The sequence below is a fragment of the Micromonospora sp. NPDC049836 genome (genome assembly GCF_044465125.1).
Lineage (GTDB): Bacteria > Actinomycetota > Actinomycetes > Mycobacteriales > Micromonosporaceae > Micromonospora.
This window is the reverse complement of record NZ_JBITLH010000001.1, coordinates 327,880-342,949: the sequence shown is the minus strand read 5'-3', so window position 1 is coordinate 342,949 and position 15,070 is coordinate 327,880. Positions and strand designations below refer to the sequence as shown.

At 74.9% G+C, this 15,070-nt stretch carries 14 protein-coding genes; 9 read left to right on the top strand and 5 right to left on the bottom strand.

Annotated elements, in window-relative coordinates; genetic code table 11:
• Nucleotides 1-120 precede the first annotated feature (120 nt).
• The 3 genes from ACIBPB_RS01575 to ACIBPB_RS01565 all read left to right on the top strand — a co-directional run bounded on the left by ACIBPB_RS01575 (nt 121) and on the right by ACIBPB_RS01565 (nt 3,646).
• Nucleotides 121-918 (top strand): hypothetical protein, encoded by a 798-nt coding sequence (locus tag ACIBPB_RS01575; RefSeq protein WP_357326409.1) that lies wholly within the window; start codon nt 121-123, stop codon nt 916-918.
• Nucleotides 919-920: 2 nt separating this feature from the next.
• Complete coding sequence (locus ACIBPB_RS01570; protein WP_396837701.1) at nt 921-1,919, top strand: nucleoside triphosphate pyrophosphohydrolase; 999 nt, start codon at nt 921-923, stop codon at nt 1,917-1,919.
• Between the two features lie 104 nt (nt 1,920-2,023).
• Nucleotides 2,024-3,646 (top strand): DUF885 domain-containing protein, encoded by a 1,623-nt coding sequence (locus ACIBPB_RS01565; protein ID WP_396837700.1) that lies wholly within the window; start codon nt 2,024-2,026, stop codon nt 3,644-3,646.
• On the opposite strand, the gene mgtA is transcribed toward ACIBPB_RS01565, so the two are convergent.
• The 3 genes from mgtA to ACIBPB_RS01550 all read right to left on the bottom strand — a co-directional run bounded on the left by mgtA (nt 3,643) and on the right by ACIBPB_RS01550 (nt 7,972).
• Nucleotides 3,643-6,252, bottom strand: a complete 2,610-nt coding sequence (mgtA, locus tag ACIBPB_RS01560; RefSeq protein WP_396837699.1) for a magnesium-translocating P-type ATPase — start codon at nt 6,250-6,252, stop codon at nt 3,643-3,645. The genes ACIBPB_RS01565 and mgtA overlap by 4 nt on opposite strands.
• Before the next feature lie 161 nt (nt 6,253-6,413).
• Nucleotides 6,414-7,283 carry an NAD(+) diphosphatase gene (gene nudC / locus ACIBPB_RS01555; RefSeq protein WP_396837698.1) on the bottom strand — a complete coding sequence of 290 codons (870 nt, stop codon included), beginning with the start codon at nt 7,281-7,283 and terminating at the stop codon, nt 6,414-6,416.
• Nucleotides 7,280-7,972 (bottom strand): hypothetical protein, encoded by a 693-nt coding sequence (locus ACIBPB_RS01550; RefSeq protein WP_396837697.1) that lies wholly within the window; start codon nt 7,970-7,972, stop codon nt 7,280-7,282. The genes nudC and ACIBPB_RS01550 overlap by 4 nt, the downstream gene beginning before the upstream one ends.
• Before the next feature lie 210 nt (nt 7,973-8,182).
• Between ACIBPB_RS01550 and eno the strand changes: the two genes are divergently transcribed.
• The 4 genes from eno to ACIBPB_RS01530 are packed head-to-tail and all read left to right on the top strand — an operon-like array spanning nt 8,183 to nt 11,230.
• Nucleotides 8,183-9,466 carry a phosphopyruvate hydratase gene (gene eno / locus ACIBPB_RS01545; RefSeq protein WP_396837696.1) on the top strand — a complete coding sequence of 428 codons (1,284 nt, stop codon included), beginning with the start codon at nt 8,183-8,185 and terminating at the stop codon, nt 9,464-9,466.
• 28 nt (nt 9,467-9,494) lie between these two features.
• The gene (locus ACIBPB_RS01540; protein WP_396838155.1) at nt 9,495-10,130 is read left to right on the top strand and encodes a septum formation initiator family protein; all 636 of its coding nucleotides are present in this window, start codon (nt 9,495-9,497) and stop codon (nt 10,128-10,130) included.
• A gap of 28 nt (nt 10,131-10,158) precedes the next feature.
• The gene (locus tag ACIBPB_RS01535; protein ID WP_396837695.1) at nt 10,159-10,716 is read left to right on the top strand and encodes a DUF501 domain-containing protein; all 558 of its coding nucleotides are present in this window, start codon (nt 10,159-10,161) and stop codon (nt 10,714-10,716) included.
• A gap of 1 nt (nt 10,717) precedes the next feature.
• Nucleotides 10,718-11,230 carry an amino-acid N-acetyltransferase gene (locus tag ACIBPB_RS01530; protein ID WP_396837694.1) on the top strand — a complete coding sequence of 171 codons (513 nt, stop codon included), beginning with the start codon at nt 10,718-10,720 and terminating at the stop codon, nt 11,228-11,230.
• A 7-nt stretch (nt 11,231-11,237) separates the two neighbouring features.
• Here the strand turns inward: ACIBPB_RS01530 and ACIBPB_RS01525 are convergent, their stop codons facing one another.
• Nucleotides 11,238-12,134, bottom strand: a complete 897-nt coding sequence (locus tag ACIBPB_RS01525; protein WP_396837693.1) for an alpha/beta hydrolase family esterase — start codon at nt 12,132-12,134, stop codon at nt 11,238-11,240.
• Between the two features lie 99 nt (nt 12,135-12,233).
• On the opposite strand from ACIBPB_RS01525, the gene ACIBPB_RS01520 reads away from it, so the two are divergent.
• Nucleotides 12,234-13,211, top strand: a complete 978-nt coding sequence (locus ACIBPB_RS01520) for an ArsR/SmtB family transcription factor (RefSeq protein ID WP_396837692.1) — start codon at nt 12,234-12,236, stop codon at nt 13,209-13,211.
• A gap of 51 nt (nt 13,212-13,262) precedes the next feature.
• Nucleotides 13,263-14,204 (top strand): exopolyphosphatase, encoded by a 942-nt coding sequence (locus tag ACIBPB_RS01515; protein ID WP_396838154.1) that lies wholly within the window; start codon nt 13,263-13,265, stop codon nt 14,202-14,204.
• 80 nt (nt 14,205-14,284) lie between these two features.
• Here ACIBPB_RS01515 and ACIBPB_RS01510 read toward each other — a convergent pair whose 3' ends face one another.
• Nucleotides 14,285-15,040, bottom strand: a complete 756-nt coding sequence (locus tag ACIBPB_RS01510) for an ABC transporter permease (protein WP_396838153.1) — start codon at nt 15,038-15,040, stop codon at nt 14,285-14,287.
• Nucleotides 15,041-15,070: the final 30 nt, after the last annotated feature.

Genomic DNA, 15,070 nt, shown 5'->3' with positions numbered 1-15,070 from the left:
CAGCCCCGCAGTGGCGAGCGGACGGTGACCCGGCGGGCCGGCGGGGGCCGGGGCGCGGTGTGGTGGGCACCCAGGTGGGCGGCGTCACAGCCGGGCGCCGGGCGTGAGAGAGTGGCCGTCATGCGTGCTCGCCGTCTCTTCGCCGCCGCCAGCGTCGCGGCCCTCGCTGTGCTTCCCGTCGCCGGCTGCGGCCGGTCCGCCCCGGACGTCGCCGCGTACGTCGGCGACACCAGCTACTCGATCGACCGGGTCAACACCATCCGGGACGAGGCCGCGCGGGCGTACGCCGGCGTGGTGAAGTCCGCCGAGGAGCAGGGCCAGCAGGTGCCGGCCGAGCGGCGGCAGCTGGACCTGGACGGCCAGGACGTGGTCAACCTGCTGGTCGGCCTCGACCTGGGCAAGCGGATCGTCGCGGCGAAGCAGCTGCAGACCGCCGACGAGATCAGCCCGGCGGACATCGGGCAGGCGCTCAACGTGCCGGACACCGAGTACGCGCGGCTCGCCGCCGAGTGGTACGACGTCTTCGCCGCGCTCGGCAAGGGGCTGCCGAAGGCGGAGCTGTCCGACGCCGACCGGACCGCCGTCTACGCGGCGCTGGTGAAGGCGAACGTGGCCCCGGCCGGCTGGTCCGCGGACGACCAGCGCAAGGCCTTCGCCGACCCGACCATCGCGCCGCAGCTGTCGGCCGTGGTGGGGCTGAGCGAGGCGCTGAAGGACGAGGTGGAGCGCCAGGACGTCCGGGTGAACCCGCGCTACGCGTCGCTCGCCGTGCCGGCCCTGCTCCAGCTGCGCACCATCAGCCTCTACGACCTGCCGTACGTCGACGGCGCCGACGAGGTGACCGACATCTCGACCCCGGAGCCGGAGGCCACCGACCCGGCCGAGACGGACGCCTCCACCGGCCCGGCCACCACCTGAGCATGACGGCACGGATCGTCCTGCTGGTCACCTCGCCCCGGCTGCCGGCCGGCCTGCTGACCGCGGCCGCCTGGGACGTCGTACGCGAAGCTCCGGTGCTGGCCGGCGCGGAGAGCGAGCTGACCCGGGTGGTCCGCACGGCCGGTGCCGAGGTGGCCGTGGTCACCGGGGGCGCGACGCAGGCGCTGCTCGACGCGGCGGCGGCCCACGGCAGCGCGGTCTGGCTGGCCGGACCGACCGGGGACGAGGCGCTGGCCCGGGAGCTGGGGCTGCGGCTGGCCCGCGAGCCGGGGCTGGCCGAGCTGGAGCTGATGTACGGCTCCTGGGACCCGCCGGGCGCCCGGCTGCTCGACGCGGTCGAGGTGATGGACCGGCTCGCCTCGCCGGGCGGCGACCCGTGGAAGCGCGCGCAGACGCACCGCAGCCTGGCCGGCTTCCTGCTGGAGGAGTGCTACGAGGCGTACGACGCGATCAGCGCCGACGACACCGACGCGCTCCGCGAGGAGCTGGGTGACGTGCTGCTCCAGGTGCTGCTGCACGCCCGGCTCGCCGAGGACCTGCCCGAGGGGAAGAGCTGGACGGTCGACGACGTGGCCGGCGGCCTGGTCGACAAGATGGTCCGGCGCAACCCGCACGTCTTCGCCGGCGTCGAGGCCGGCTCGATCGAGGAGATCGAGGCGAACTGGGAGCGGATCAAGCGGGCGGAGAAGACCCGGGAGTCGGTGCTGGACGGCATCGCGCTGAGCCAGCCGGCCCTCGCCCTGGCCGCGAAGATCCTGGACCGGGCGGCCCGGATCGGCCTGGCCGTGCCCCCGCCGCTCGCCGAGTCCCAGGTCGACCCGGAGGCCCGGCTCGGCGCCGGCCTGCTCGCCACGGTCGCCGCCGCGCGGCAGGCGGGAATCGACCCCGAGGCCGCCCTCCGCCGGGCCAGCCTGGCCTACGCGCAGGCCGTCCGCGCCGCCGAACGCCCCGCCCACCCCACCCCCGACCAGCCGAGCTGATCAAGGAGGTCGCGGCCGGAAACCGGGCTCGGCTGACGCAGCTCCGTGATCAACCGGAGCGGCGGTGGAGACCGGGAAGCCGGGGAGATCGGTAGGGTTTCGGCATGGAAGCGTTTGGGCCGCTCGCCGAGCGGATCGTGGAGGCGTTGCTGGAGAGCCGGCCCGGGCTGGCCACGTCCGCCGGGGACCATCGGTACGACGACCGGCTGCCCGACCTCTCCGCCGACGCCCTCGCCGCCGACCAGGCGATGCTCAAGGACGCGGCCGACGCGCTCTCCGAGATCGACCCGGACTCCCTCGACGTCGCGGAACAGGTCGACCACGCCCTGCTCAGCAACCTGGTCGACGGCGGGCTCTTCGAGGCCACCGAGATCCGCAGCCACGAGTGGGACCCGCTGCGGCACAACCCCGGTCCGCTGCTGCACGCCCTGCTGGCCCGCCCGTACGCGCCGGCCGAGGAGCGGCTCACCCACCTGGCCGGGCGGCTCGCCGCGGTACCCGACGCGCTGGCCACCGCCCGCGCGACGCTGCGCGACATGCCCCGGATCCACGCCGAGACGGCGATCGGGCAGTTCACCGGCACGGCGGCGCTGATCCGCGACGAGGTGCCGGCGCTGCTGGCCCAGGCGCCGGCCCTGCACGACCGGGTGGAGCCGGCCGCCACCGCGGCGATCGCCGCGCTCGAGGAGTTCGTGGCCTGGCTGCGGATGGGGCTGGTCGCCGACACCGGCCCGGGGCGCGACCCGCGGCTGGGCCGGCGCCGCTGGGAGGCGCGGCTCTGGCACACCCTGGACACCGAGCTGAGCGCCGCCGAGATCCAGCGCCGGGCCTGGGCCAACCTCGACCGGGTCGGCGCCGAGCTCCGCGCGGCGGCCGTCGAGCTGGTCGGCGGCCCGGCCGACGACGAGACGGTACGCCGGGCGCTGGACCTGCTCGCCGCCGAGCACCCCGACGACGCCACCATCGTCGACCTCGCCTCGGTCACCCTGGACGAGGCGACCGACTTCGTCCGCGCGCACGACCTGGTCACCCTGGTCGACGACCCGTGTGTGATCCAGGAGATGCCGGAGTTCGCCCGGGGCGTGGCGGTGGCCTACTGCGACTCGCCCGGCCCGCTGGAGACGGCGGACGTGCCGACCTTCTACTGCATCGCGCCCACCCCGGCGGACTGGCCGGCGCACCGGGTCGACTCCTTCTACCGGGAGTACAACGACCACATGATCCGGAACCTGACCGTGCACGAGGCGATGCCCGGGCATTTCCTCCAGCTGGCCCACGCCCGCCGCTACGCCGGGCCCACCCGGGTCCGCGCGCTCACCGAGTCGGGGGTGTTCGTCGAGGGCTGGGCGGTCTACGCCGAGGAGCTGATGGCCGGGCTCGGCTTCGGTGGCCTGCCGGTCCGGCTCCAGCAGCTCAAGATGCAGCTCCGGATGACCATCAACGCGCTGCTCGACCAGCTCGTGCACGCCGAGGACCTGCCCGAGGCCGACGCCATGGCGCTGATGACCGGGCGCGGCTTCCAGGAGGAGGGCGAGGCGGCCGGCAAGTGGCGCCGGGCGCTGCTCACCTCCACCCAGCTCTCCACCTACTTCGTCGGCTACAGCGAGGTCGCCGACATCGCCCGGGCCCGCCCGGACGGGGTGCCGGTACGCGACTGGCACGACGCGATGCTGGCGCACGACTGCCCGCCGCCGCGCCACCTGCGTACCCTGCTGGGCCTCGCCTAACGGGTGCTGAACCGGGCCGCCCGGCGGTGGGTGCGCCGGCGGTGCACCGCCGCCGGTTCGCGGCGGCTCGGGCGCAGCAGGTCCGACGAGGCGAACAGGGTCCGCTTCGTCGCCTCCACCAGCGCCAGGTACGCCGCCACGAGCCCCACCAGCACCGGCAGGAAGACGATCGGCAGCGGCCGGAAGCCGAGCGGCCCGGCGACCGGCAGGTACGGGATCAGCCACGCCGCCGCGACCGCGCCGAAGGCGGCGAGCAGCAGGGCCCGGCTGGGCCGGCTGCGCCAGAACGGGCTGGTGTGGGTACGGATGACGAACACCACCAGCGTCTGCGTCGCCAGCGACTCCACGAACCAGCCGGTGCGGAACTCGACCGGCCCGGCGTGCAGCACGCTGAGCAGCAGCGCGAAGGTGAGGAAGTCGAAGAGCGAGGAGAGCGGCCCGAAGGTCAGCATGAACCGGCGGATCTCCCGCAGGTCCCAGTGCGCCGGGCGGGCGAGCTGGTCGGCGTCCACCCGGTCGGTGGGGATCGCCACCTGGCTCAGGTCGTAGATCAGGTTGTTGAGCAGGATCTGGGCCGGCAGCATCGGCAGGAACGACAGGAACGCCGACGCCCCGGCCGCGCTGAACATGTTGCCGAAGTTGCTGGACGTGCCCATCAGCACGTACTTGATGGTGTTGGCGAAGATCCGCCGGCCCTCGGTGACCCCGTCGGCGAGCACGTCGAGGTCCTTCTCCAGCAGCAGCACGTCGGCCGCGTCCCGGGCCACGTCGGTGCCGCCGGCCACCGAGATGCCGATGTCGGCGGCGTGCAGCGCCAGCGCGTCGTTCACCCCGTCGCCGAGGAACGCCACGTCCCGGCCGGCGGTCCGCTGGGCGCGTACCAGCCGGGCCTTGTCCTCCGGCGAGACCCGGGCGAAGACCGTGGTGGCCTCGATCGCCGCCGGCAGCGCCGCGTCGTCGATGCCGGCCAGCTCGGACCCGGTCAGCACCCCGGTCACCGGCAGGCCGAGCTGCTCGCAGACCCGGACGGCGACCGCCGGGTGGTCCCCGGTGATCACCTTGACGCCGATGCCCAGCCCGGCGAGCCGGTCCAGCGCGGCCCGGGCGTCCGGCTTCGGCGGATCCAGGAAGACCAGCAGCCCGCCGAAGGTCAGCTCCCGCTCGTCGTCCGGCTCGATGCCGGTCAGTCCGGCCGCGGGCCGGCTGGCCACCGCGGTCACCCGGTCGCCGCCGGCCAGCCGCTCGTCGAGGGCGCGCCGCGCCGCCTCCGGTACGTCCCGGCAGAGCGCCATCACCTCCTCGGGCGCGCCCTTGGTCACCAGCGTCCGCCCGTCCGGCCCGTCCACCAGCACGCTCACCCGGCGGCGCTGATGGTCGAAGGGCAGCAGCCCCACCCGCCGGTACGCGGCGACCGGCTGGGCCCCGGCGTCCGGCGCCGCCCAGAGCGCCCGGTCCATCGGGTTGCCGTCACCGCCGGCGCTGGCCTCGTTGGCGAGCAGGCCGGCCAGCAGCACGTGCGCGTCGGGCCGCCCGTCCGGGCCGAGGGTCTCGGCCAGGCTGAGCCGCCCGTCGGTGAGGGTGCCGGTCTTGTCGGTGAAGAGCACCTCGACGTTGCCCAGGTCCTCCACGCAGACCAGCCGCTTCACCAGCACCCGCCGCCGGGCCAGGGCGCGGGTGCCGGCCGCCAGGCTGGCGGTGACGATCGCGGGGAGCAGTTGCGGGGTGATGCCCACGGCGATCGCCAGGCTGAACAGCACGGCGTCGATCAGCGGCCGGTGCAGCACCAGGTTGATCACGAAGATCACCGCGGTCAGCACGCCCGCCACCCGGGCCAGCATCAGCGAGAACCGGCGCAGCCCGCGCTGGAACTCCGTCTCGGCCGGCCGCTCGCCGAGGCCGGCCGCGATCCGGCCGAACGCGGTGTGCCCGGCCGTCGCGACCACCACCCCCACCCCGGAGCCGGCCCGGACCACGGTGCCCATCAGCGCGCCCGAGGCGAGGTCGCCCAGGGCGGTCCCGGCGGGCACCGGCGCCGGGTCCTTGGCCACGGCGACCGACTCGCCGGTGAGCACCGACTCGTCGCACTCCAGCCGGTGCGTCTCGGTGAGCCGCAGGTCGGCCGGCACGATCGTGCCGAGGTCGATCCGCACCACGTCGCCGGGGACCAGGTCGACCACGTCGACCACCTCGGTCCGGCCGCCCCGGACCACCGGCGCGGTGTGCCGTACCCGGTCGTGCAGCGCCGCCCCGGCCCGTTCGGCCCGGTACTCGTTGCCGAAACCGAAGCCCACGCTGATCGCCACGATGACCCCGATGACCAGCGCGTCGGTGCGTTCGCCCACGAAGTAGGAGACGGTGGCGGCGACCAGCAGCAGGGCCAGCAGGGCGGAGCGGAACTGCCGGACCAGAACGGCCAGGGCGGAGACCCGGTGGGTGCGGACCGCGTTCGGGCCGAGGCGGGAGCGGCGGCGGAGCACCTCCTCCGGGGCCAGCCCGGCCGGGCCGGTCCCGAGCGCGGCGGACACCTCGTCGACCGGGCGGGCCGCCGCCTCGGCCAGCGGCAACCAGCCCGCGTCCCGCCCCGCCTCGGCCTCGCGCACCGCCACCGGTCCCGTCGTCCGACCCACCGTCCGGGCCCCCTCACCCATTGCACACCCGGGCCTGACCGCCCGGACCAGCATCCGCCGCGCCGGGCCGGCCGGGTCAGGGCCGTCGGACCCGTCGTCGCGGGCAGGAGGGCCGGGCGGGGCCGCGGGCGGGACCGGGTTCAGCGGGCCGGGGCGGCGACCGCGTCGATCAGCCAGCGCGAGAGGGAGTACGCCGGGGGCAGCTCCGCCGGCAGCGCGTCGACCGGGAACCAGCGCGCCTCGGTCAGCTCCCGCGGGTCGACCACCGGCTCGGCGTCCGGCCCGGTGACGGTGGCGGTGAAGCCGGCCAGCAGGGTCCCCGGCCCGGACATCGCCCAGGGCTGGCTGTCCACGTACCGGGGGCGTTCGATGGTGAGCCCGACCTCCTCGCCCACCTCCCGGTGGGCGGCGGCCTCCAGCGACTCGCCGGCCTCGACGAATCCGGCGACCAGGGCCCACAGCCCGGTCGGCCCGTACGCGTGGCGGACCAGCAGCAGTTCGTCGGGACCGCCGGCCGGGCCGGGCCGGGTGATCGCCACCAGCACCGCGACGGAGAGCGGCACGAAGACGGTCAGCCCGCAGTCGGGGCAGCGGCGGGCCGTCTCGCCCGGCACGTCGGCCAGTTCGGTCCGGCAGGCCCCGCACCACCGGTGGGTACGCCGCCAGGTGAGCACGGCGAGGGCCCGGCCGGCCAGGTCGGCCTGTGCGGCGGGCAGGTCGGTGGCGAGGCCGCGCCAGCCGCGCCAGCGGCCGGTCACCGTCTCGGGGTCGACCACCTCGGCGCCCCAGGCGGGGACGCCGTCCAGCGTGCCGATCGGCTGCCAGTCGAGGTCGGCCGGCAGGTCCCCGATCCGGGGCAGGCCGCCCGCCGGGCCGGTCAGCAGCTTGCGGCCGGCCACCGCGAGGGCCAGGTCGCCGGGCGCGGGTGGGCGGCTCCGGTCGGCGCCCGGCACGAAGCCGGCCCGGCCGGCGCCGGTGGGATCGGGCGTCCCGGCGGGTCCGGCCGTCACGGGGTGGCGGTACGGCGGTCCACCACGCCGGCCCCGGGCGGCACGTCGAACGCGGCGGCCCGGACCGTGTCGGTGTAGCCGCTCAGCGTCAGCTCGGCGGGCTTGTTGTCGAGGGTGCCGGCGAAGCTGGCCAGCACGCCCTCGTTGGTGACGCAGGCGGTGAAGCGTTCCCCGGCCCGGGTGACGTCGACGCAGGTGGCGTGCCGCCCGGCCAGGGTGGTGTCGCTCTGCTCGATCTCCGCCGTGGGGTCGAACGCGGCGTCGGTGAGCAGCCGGATGACCGCCGGCGGGGTGACCAGCCCGTGCTTGCGCGCCTCCGCGTAGACGATCACGGACGGCTTGCCGGCGGTGAGCACCGGCGGCGACAGCGTGCAGGAGGTGCGCCCGCCGGTGCTGGCGCACCGGGTCACCGCCTGCTGGGTCACCGTGATCTTGCCGTCCGGCCAGGTGTACGACGACTGCAGGGGCTTCGCGGTCTGCGCGATCGAGGCGCTCCGACCACCGGCCAACTGGTAGTCCGCGGCCCAGGTCTGCTCCAGCGACCGGTCCATCCGGGCGGCCAGGTCGTTGACCAGATCGGCCCTTCCGAGCGCGACTCCGGCATCGTCGACGGCCTGACAGCCGGTGACGGAGAGCGACGCGAGGACCGAGGCGGCGAGCACGCGGAGAGTCGTCGTGGCGGCGGGCATGGGCCCCAGCCTTGTCGATCCGGGCAACCTCTCGCAAACCCGTTGCCGGTTGAGGCCCGAGAATCCGGGAATGTCCGTGTCCGCGAGCCGGGCCGGTGCGCCCCGAGCGACGTGCGCTCCGGCACCGACCGATACGCTGCGTTCAACACCTGCCTCAGCCGCACCGTCGCGGCCCATACCGGACCGGAACACACAACGAGGAGCGACTCAGTGGCAACCATCGAAGGAATCGTCGCCCGGGAGATCCTGGACTCGCGGGGCAACCCGACGGTCGAGGTCGAGGTCGGGCTCGACGACGGCACGATCGCCCGCGCCGCGGTGCCGTCCGGCGCCTCCACCGGCGCCTTCGAGGCGATCGAGCTGCGCGACGGTGACGCCGACCGCTACCAGGGCAAGGGTGTCGAGAAGGCGGTCGCCAACATCGAGGACAAGATCGTCGACCAGCTCATCGGGTACGAGGCCAGCGAGCAGCGGCTGATCGACCAGAAGATGCTCGACATCGACGGCACCGACAACAAGGCCGAGCTGGGCGCCAACGCCATCCTCGGCGTCTCCCTGGCCGTGGCGAAGGCCGCCGCGGGCAGCGCCGAGCTGAGCCTCTTCCGCTACCTGGGTGGCCCGAACGCGCACCTGCTGCCGGTCCCGATGATGAACATCCTCAACGGTGGCGCGCACGCCGACTCGAACGTCGACATCCAGGAGTTCATGATCGCGCCGATCGGCGCGCCCACCTTCCGGGACGCGCTGCGCTCCGGCGCCGAGGTCTACCACGCGCTGAAGTCGGTGCTGAAGAAGAAGGACCTCTCCACCGGCCTGGGCGACGAGGGCGGCTTCGCCCCGAACCTGCCCACCAACGCCGCCGCGCTGGACCTGATCGCCGAGGCGGTGGAGAAGGCCGGCTACCGGCTCGGCACCGACATCGTCTTCGCCCTCGACGTGGCCGCCACCGAGTTCTTCGACAACGGCAGCTACACCTTCGAGGGTGCGGCGAAGAGCGCCGAGGAGATGAGCAACTACTACACCAAGCTCGCCGGCGACTACCCGATCGTGTCCATCGAGGACCCGCTGTCGGAGGACGACTGGAGCGGCTGGGCCACCCTCACCGCGGCGCTCGGCGACCGCATCCAGATCGTCGGCGACGACCTGTTCGTGACCAACCCGCAGCGCATCGCCCGGGGTATCACCGAGAAGGCGGCCAACGCGGTGCTGGTGAAGGTCAACCAGATCGGCTCGCTCACCGAGACGCTCGACGCGGTCGAGCTGGCCCACCGGGCCGGCTTCCGCTGCATGATGAGCCACCGCTCGGGCGAGACCGAGGACACCACCATCGCCGACCTGGCCGTCGCCACCGGCTGCGGCCAGATCAAGACGGGCGCCCCGGCCCGCTCCGACCGGGTCGCGAAGTACAACCAGCTCCTGCGGATCGAGGAGGAGCTGGCCGACGCGGCGCGCTACGCCGGCGCCGGCGCGTTCCCGCGCTACCGTTCGGCCTGAGCCGAAAGCTCCGGGGAGGGGTGTGACGATGCAGCAGCGCCGCACACCGGGTGGTCAGCGTCCCGCCCGCCGGCCGGGTCAGGCCGGCCGGCCGGGCGGTGCCCGGGTCCGGTCGACGGTCCGCGACGGCGGCGTCCGCGCCGAGCCGCGCGCCGCCGGCCGGTCACCCGGCGGCACCCGGGGCACCGACGGCGTACGCTCCGCGAGCCGGCCGGGGGCCGCCCGGCGGACCGGGGCCGGTGGCACGGTCAAGCGGCTCACCGCACCCCAACCCCGGCGCTTCACCGGGCGCGCCACCGTGCTCTTCGCGGTGCTGATCGCGCTCGCCCTGGCGTACACCTATCCGGTCCGGGTCTACCTGGACCAGCAGGCGGACATCGAGCGGATGGAGGCGTCCCAGGCCGACCAGCGCCAGCGGATCGAGGAGCTCACCGCCGAGGCGGCCAAGTGGCAGGACCCGGCGTACATCGAGACCCAGGCCCGGGAACGCTTCTTCATGGGCCGGCCCGGTGAGACCCTGCTGATCGTCCTCTCCGACCCGGAGGGGGCCGCGAAGGACGCCGGCAAGGGTGCCAGGCCGGGGCCGCCGAAGGCGCCCGACCCGTGGTACGACACCCTGTGGTCGAGCGTGCGGGCGGCCAACGCCGAGCGCCCCGACAAGTGACCCGGCTACCCGACGAGAGACAGGCACCGTGAGCGTCGTACCACCGCAGGACCCGGCGGCGGGCTCCGTACCCCCGCCGGAACGGCAACCGGCCACCGAGGCCGACCTGGCCGCGGTGGCCGCGCAGCTCGGCCGCCCGCCCCGCGGCACCCGCGCGGTGGCCCACCGTTGCCCGTGCGGCCTGCCCGACGTGGTGGAGACGACGCCCCGGCTGGCCGACGGCACCCCCTTCCCGACGCTGTTCTACCTGACCTGCCCGCGGGCCACCGCGGCGTGCAGCCGGCTGGAGTCGGCGGGCCTGATGAAGGAGATGGCCGAGCGGCTCGCCGCGGACCCGGAGCTGGCCGCCCGCTACCGGGCCGCGCACGAGGACTATCTGACCCGCCGGGAGGCGATCGGCGAGGTGCCGGAGATCGCCGGCATCTCGGCCGGCGGCATGCCCGGGCGGGTGAAGTGCCTGCACGTGCACCTGGGGCACGCGCTCGCGGCCGGGCCGGGGGTCAACCCGTTCGGCGACGAGACGCTGGCGCTGGTGGAGAAGTGGTGGGCGGCCGGCCCGTGTGTGGACGTGCCGGCGGCCGGGTGAGATGAGCGCCGCCGACGAGATCGCCGTCCGCCGGGCCCGTACCTCCGACGTGCGCGGCATCCGGCGGCTGGTCGACACCTACACCAACGACCGGCGGCTGCTCAGCAAGGCCACCGTCACCCTCTACGAGGACGTGCAGGAGTTCCGGGTGGCGGTCACCGCGGACGGCACGGTCGTCGGCTGCGGCGCCCTGCACGTGATGTGGGAGGACCTGGCCGAGATCAGGACGGTGGCGGTGGACCCGGTCTGCCGGGGCCGCAAGATTGGGCACCGGATCGTCGGTGAGCTGATCGACGCGGCCCGCGAGGTGGGCGTGGCGAAGATCTTCGTGCTGACCTTCGAGACCGGCTTCTTCCGTTCGTTCGGCTTCCGCGAGATCGACGGCGCCCCGGTCCCGGCGCCGGTCTTCGAGCAGTTGCTCCGCTCCTACGACGAGGGCGTCGCCGAGTTTCTCGAGCTGGAACGGGTCAAGCCGAACACCCTCGGCAACACCCGGATGCTGCTGCGGCTCTGACCCCGGCTCAGCTTCGCCGGGGATGGGCCGCGAAGAACTCCCAGATCAGATCCGTGGCGGTCAGCCCGGCGTTTGGCGCGGCAAGTTGGCCCGCGGTGGCGCCCGGCCAGGAGTGACTCATCTGCGGCAGGCTCCACACGGTGACGTCGCTGCCGTCGGCGCACCGCGCGTCGGCCCGGGTGATCCCGGCCCGGCCCGGGGCGGCCCGGCCCGGTACCGGCCGGCAGCCGAGCCGGCGCTGCCAGGTCCGCAGGCCCTCGTGGAAGGTGTCCGCGTACCGGTCCTGCCCGCCGACGAAGGTGATCACCGAGACCGGCTGCTTCGGCACGTAGCTGTCCGGTTCGGTGAGCGGGCCGCTGTAGCCGCCGCTGACCACGCCGATCGCCGCGAACCGGCCGTTGCCCTCCACGGCGGCCCGGAAGCTCAGGTCGCCGCCGTTGGAGATGCCGGTCAGATAGACCCGGTCCGGGTCGGCCCGCCAGGCGTCGACCAGGTGGTCGGTGAGCGCGGCGAGGAAGCCGACGTCGTCGGCGGACCCGCAGCAGATCAGCGCGTTGAAGCCGCCGTCCCGCCCGTCCGGGTAGGCGACCAGGAAGTTCTCCCGGTCCGCCCGGGCGTCGAGGCCGGCCAGTTCCCGCATGGCGGCCCCGCTGCCCGGGAAGAAGTGCAGCGCGATCACCAGCGGGGTGGGGCGCGCCGGGTCGTAGCCGGGCGGGGCGTGCAGGAGGTAGCTGCGGGACACCCCGCCGTGGGACAGGGTCAGCCGGTGGTCCCCGGCGGCGGGACGCTCGGCCGGGGCGGCCGGGGCCGATGGCGTGGCGTGGCCGGGCTCCCGTTCCCCGCCGCACCCCGCCCCGGCGTACGCCAGAACCAGCCCCGCCAGCACCGCGATCGTCCGCCGCACGTCCCGCCCTCCCCGTGGCCACCGGGTTCCACCGTCGGTTCCGGGACACCGACCGGTCAACCCTTTCGGTCCTCGCCGAAGCCGGGCACGCTGCATTCCATGCTGCGGCTGCACCTCGGACCGGCCGACCTGTGCCGGATCCGGTTCGTCGACCGGCTGCACCCGGTGGGCACGGCCATGCTGGCCTGCCAGGCGCTGCACGATCCGCGCAGCGCCGCCATGGCGCCGGACCTGGCGGCGGCGGCCGGTACGGCGGCGTCGGTGCCCGGCGTCCGCTCGGCCGTCGCGTCACTGCGCCACCTGCTGCCGGCCCGCGGCCGGTTGCCCGACTTCCTCACCCCGTTCGACGGGCTGGACTCGGTGGGGGCGGGTCTCGCCGCGATCCGGGCCACCCCCGTCCGCCGGGTGCGGGCCGAGGTCGCCGCCGCGTACGGCGGGGTGGCCGCGACGCCGCTGCGGCGCGGGTTCGCGGCGGCCGACCCGGAGGTGCTGGACCTGTTCGGCCGGGCCATGCACACCTGGTTCGGTGCGGTGCTCACCCCGCACTGGCCGGCGCTGACCGCCCTGCACCAGCGGCAGGTGGCCGAGGCCGCGCTCGGGCTGGCCCGGCGCGGGCTGGCCGGCCTGCTCGCCGGCCTGCATCCGGCGATCCGGTGGCGGCCGCCGGTGCTGGAGGTCCGGACCTGGTGGCGCGGCGAGGTGACCGGCACCGGCCACGGGCTGCTGCTGCTCCCGTCCCCGGTGGCCGGTCCGCTGCCCCGGGTACTGGTCGAACCGGACCGGCCGGTGCTGCTCGTCTACCCGGCGGCGATGCCCGCCCGGGCCACCGCGCCGGCGGCCGACCCGCTCGCCGGGGTGCTGGGCGCGACCCGGGCGGCGGTGCTGCGCCGGCTGGCCGAGCCGGGCCGGCACACCACCACGGCGCTCGCCCGCGGCGTCGGGATCAGCCTCTCGTCGGCCTCCGAGCACGCCTCCGCGCTGCGGGCCGCCGGCCTGGTCGACACCGAACGCAGCGGCGGGGCGGTCCGGCACCGGCTCACCCCGCTCGGCGCGCACCTGCTCGACGGCGCGCCGTAGCGCCGGAGGCCCGGGGTCGGCTGCCGTAGGGTGGCAGCCGTGACGACGCGCGTGGCCGCCATCGACTGCGGGACCAACTCGATCCGACTGCTGGTCGCCGACCTGCCCGACCCGTCCGCCGGGCCGCAGGCGCCGTTGCTGGACCTGAGCCGCCGGATGGAGATCGTCCGGCTGGGTCAGGGCGTCGACCGGACCGGCCGGCTGGCGCCCGAGGCGATCGAGCGCACCCGGATCGCCCTCGCCGACTACGCGGCGGAGATCGAGAAGCTCGGCGCCGAGCGGGTGCGGATGTGCGCCACCTCGGCCAGCCGCGACGCGTCGAACGCCGCCGACTTCCGGGCGATGGTGGAGCAGACCCTCGGGGTGGCGCCCGAGGTGGTCAGCGGCGACGAGGAGGCCCGGCTCTCCTTCACCGGCGCGGTACGCGGGCTGCCCGCCGACGCCGAGCCGCCGTACCTGGTGGTCGACATCGGTGGCGGCTCGACCGAGTTCGTGGTCGGCACCCGCGAGGGCGGCGTCCAGGCGGCGATCTCGGTGGACATCGGCTGCGTCCGGATGACCGAGCGGCACCTGCACGGCGACCCGCCCGGGCCGGACCAGGTCGCCGACGCGCAGGCCGACATCGCGGCCGCGGTGGACCGGGCGCTGGCGGCGGTGCCGGGTCGGGAGGCGGCCACCCTGGTCGGGCTCGCCGGCTCGGTCACCACGGTGGTCGCCATCGCTCAGGGCCTGCGGGAGTACGACCCGGCGCGGATCCACCACGCCCGGGTCTCCGCCGACCAGGTCGCCGCGGTCACCGCCGACCTGCTGTCGAAGACCCGCGAGCAGCGGCTGGCGATCCCGGTGATGCACCCGGGCCGGGCGGACGTGATCGGGGCGGGCGCGCTGGTGCTCCGAGTGATCATGGAACGCGCCGGGATGCCCTCGGTGGTCGCCTCCGAACACGACATCCTCGACGGCATCGCCTGGAGTCTCCTGCCGGCGACGAGCTAGCCGGCGGCCCCGGCCCGGGGCGGCACGGACCGGGCTCAGGCCGGTCTCCGGTGGCGTCGAGGCCACCGGAGACCCGGCCGTCAGCGACTCAGGCGCTGGTAGCGGCGGACCGCCAGCGGGGCGAACGTCGCGATCAGGAGCACCGGCCACACCACCGCCAACAGCAGTGCGTGCTCCGCGGGCCACGAGTCGCCACCCAGGCCCGGATTGCCGAACAGTTGGCGGATCGCGGCGACGGTGGCGGACAGCGGGTTCCACTCCGAGATCACCCCGATCCACCGCGGCATCAGTTCGGGCGACACGAAGACATTGGAGATCGCGGTGAGCGGAAACGCCGCCGGGAAGATGATCACGCCGACCGTGTCCGGGTTGCGGACCAGCAGCGCCAGGTAGATCCCGATCCAGGTGATCGCGACTCGCAGCATCAGCAGCAGCCCGACGGCGAGCACCGCCCTGCCGACGCCGTCCCGCCACTGCCAGCCGACCAGCAGGCCACACACCAGCAGGGTGGCCATCTCCAGCAGGGCACGCAGCAGGTCCGCGGCGCTGCGGCCGGTCATCAGGGCGGAACGCGCCATCGGCATCGACCGGAACCGGTCGACGACACCGCGGTTGAGGTCCAACGCCAGGCCGGTCGCGGTGGCGCCCAGGCCGTACAGCATCGTCATCACGAAGATCCCGGGCATCAGGAACTCGCGGTAGTTGCCGCCTCCCGGCACCCGCATGCCGCTGCCGAACACGTACCCGAAGACCAGCACGAACATGATCGGTAGCGAGAAGTAGAGGATCAGTTCCTCCGGCGCGCGGATCACGTGGGTCATGTTCCGCCTGGTCATCGTCCAGCCGTCGGTAACCGCCCAGCGCAA

What these genes read in the sequence shown, in the direction of transcription:
- ACIBPB_RS01540 (WP_396838155.1), top strand. Translation starts at nt 9,495, where the DNA reads ATGCAGCAGCGCCGCACACCGGGTGGTCAGCGTCCCGCCCGCCGGCCG.
- ACIBPB_RS01575 (WP_357326409.1), top strand. Translation starts at nt 121, where the DNA reads ATGCGTGCTCGCCGTCTCTTCGCCGCCGCCAGCGTCGCGGCCCTCGCT.
- ACIBPB_RS01570 (WP_396837701.1), top strand. Translation starts at nt 921, where the DNA reads ATGACGGCACGGATCGTCCTGCTGGTCACCTCGCCCCGGCTGCCGGCC.
- ACIBPB_RS01510 (WP_396838153.1), bottom strand. Translation starts at nt 15,040, where the DNA reads ATGACCAGGCGGAACATGACCCACGTGATCCGCGCGCCGGAGGAACTG.
- ACIBPB_RS01565 (WP_396837700.1), top strand. Translation starts at nt 2,024, where the DNA reads ATGGAAGCGTTTGGGCCGCTCGCCGAGCGGATCGTGGAGGCGTTGCTG.
- ACIBPB_RS01530 (WP_396837694.1), top strand. Translation starts at nt 10,718, where the DNA reads ATGAGCGCCGCCGACGAGATCGCCGTCCGCCGGGCCCGTACCTCCGAC.
- ACIBPB_RS01520 (WP_396837692.1), top strand. Translation starts at nt 12,234, where the DNA reads ATGCTGCGGCTGCACCTCGGACCGGCCGACCTGTGCCGGATCCGGTTC.
- ACIBPB_RS01550 (WP_396837697.1), bottom strand. Translation starts at nt 7,972, where the DNA reads ATGCCCGCCGCCACGACGACTCTCCGCGTGCTCGCCGCCTCGGTCCTC.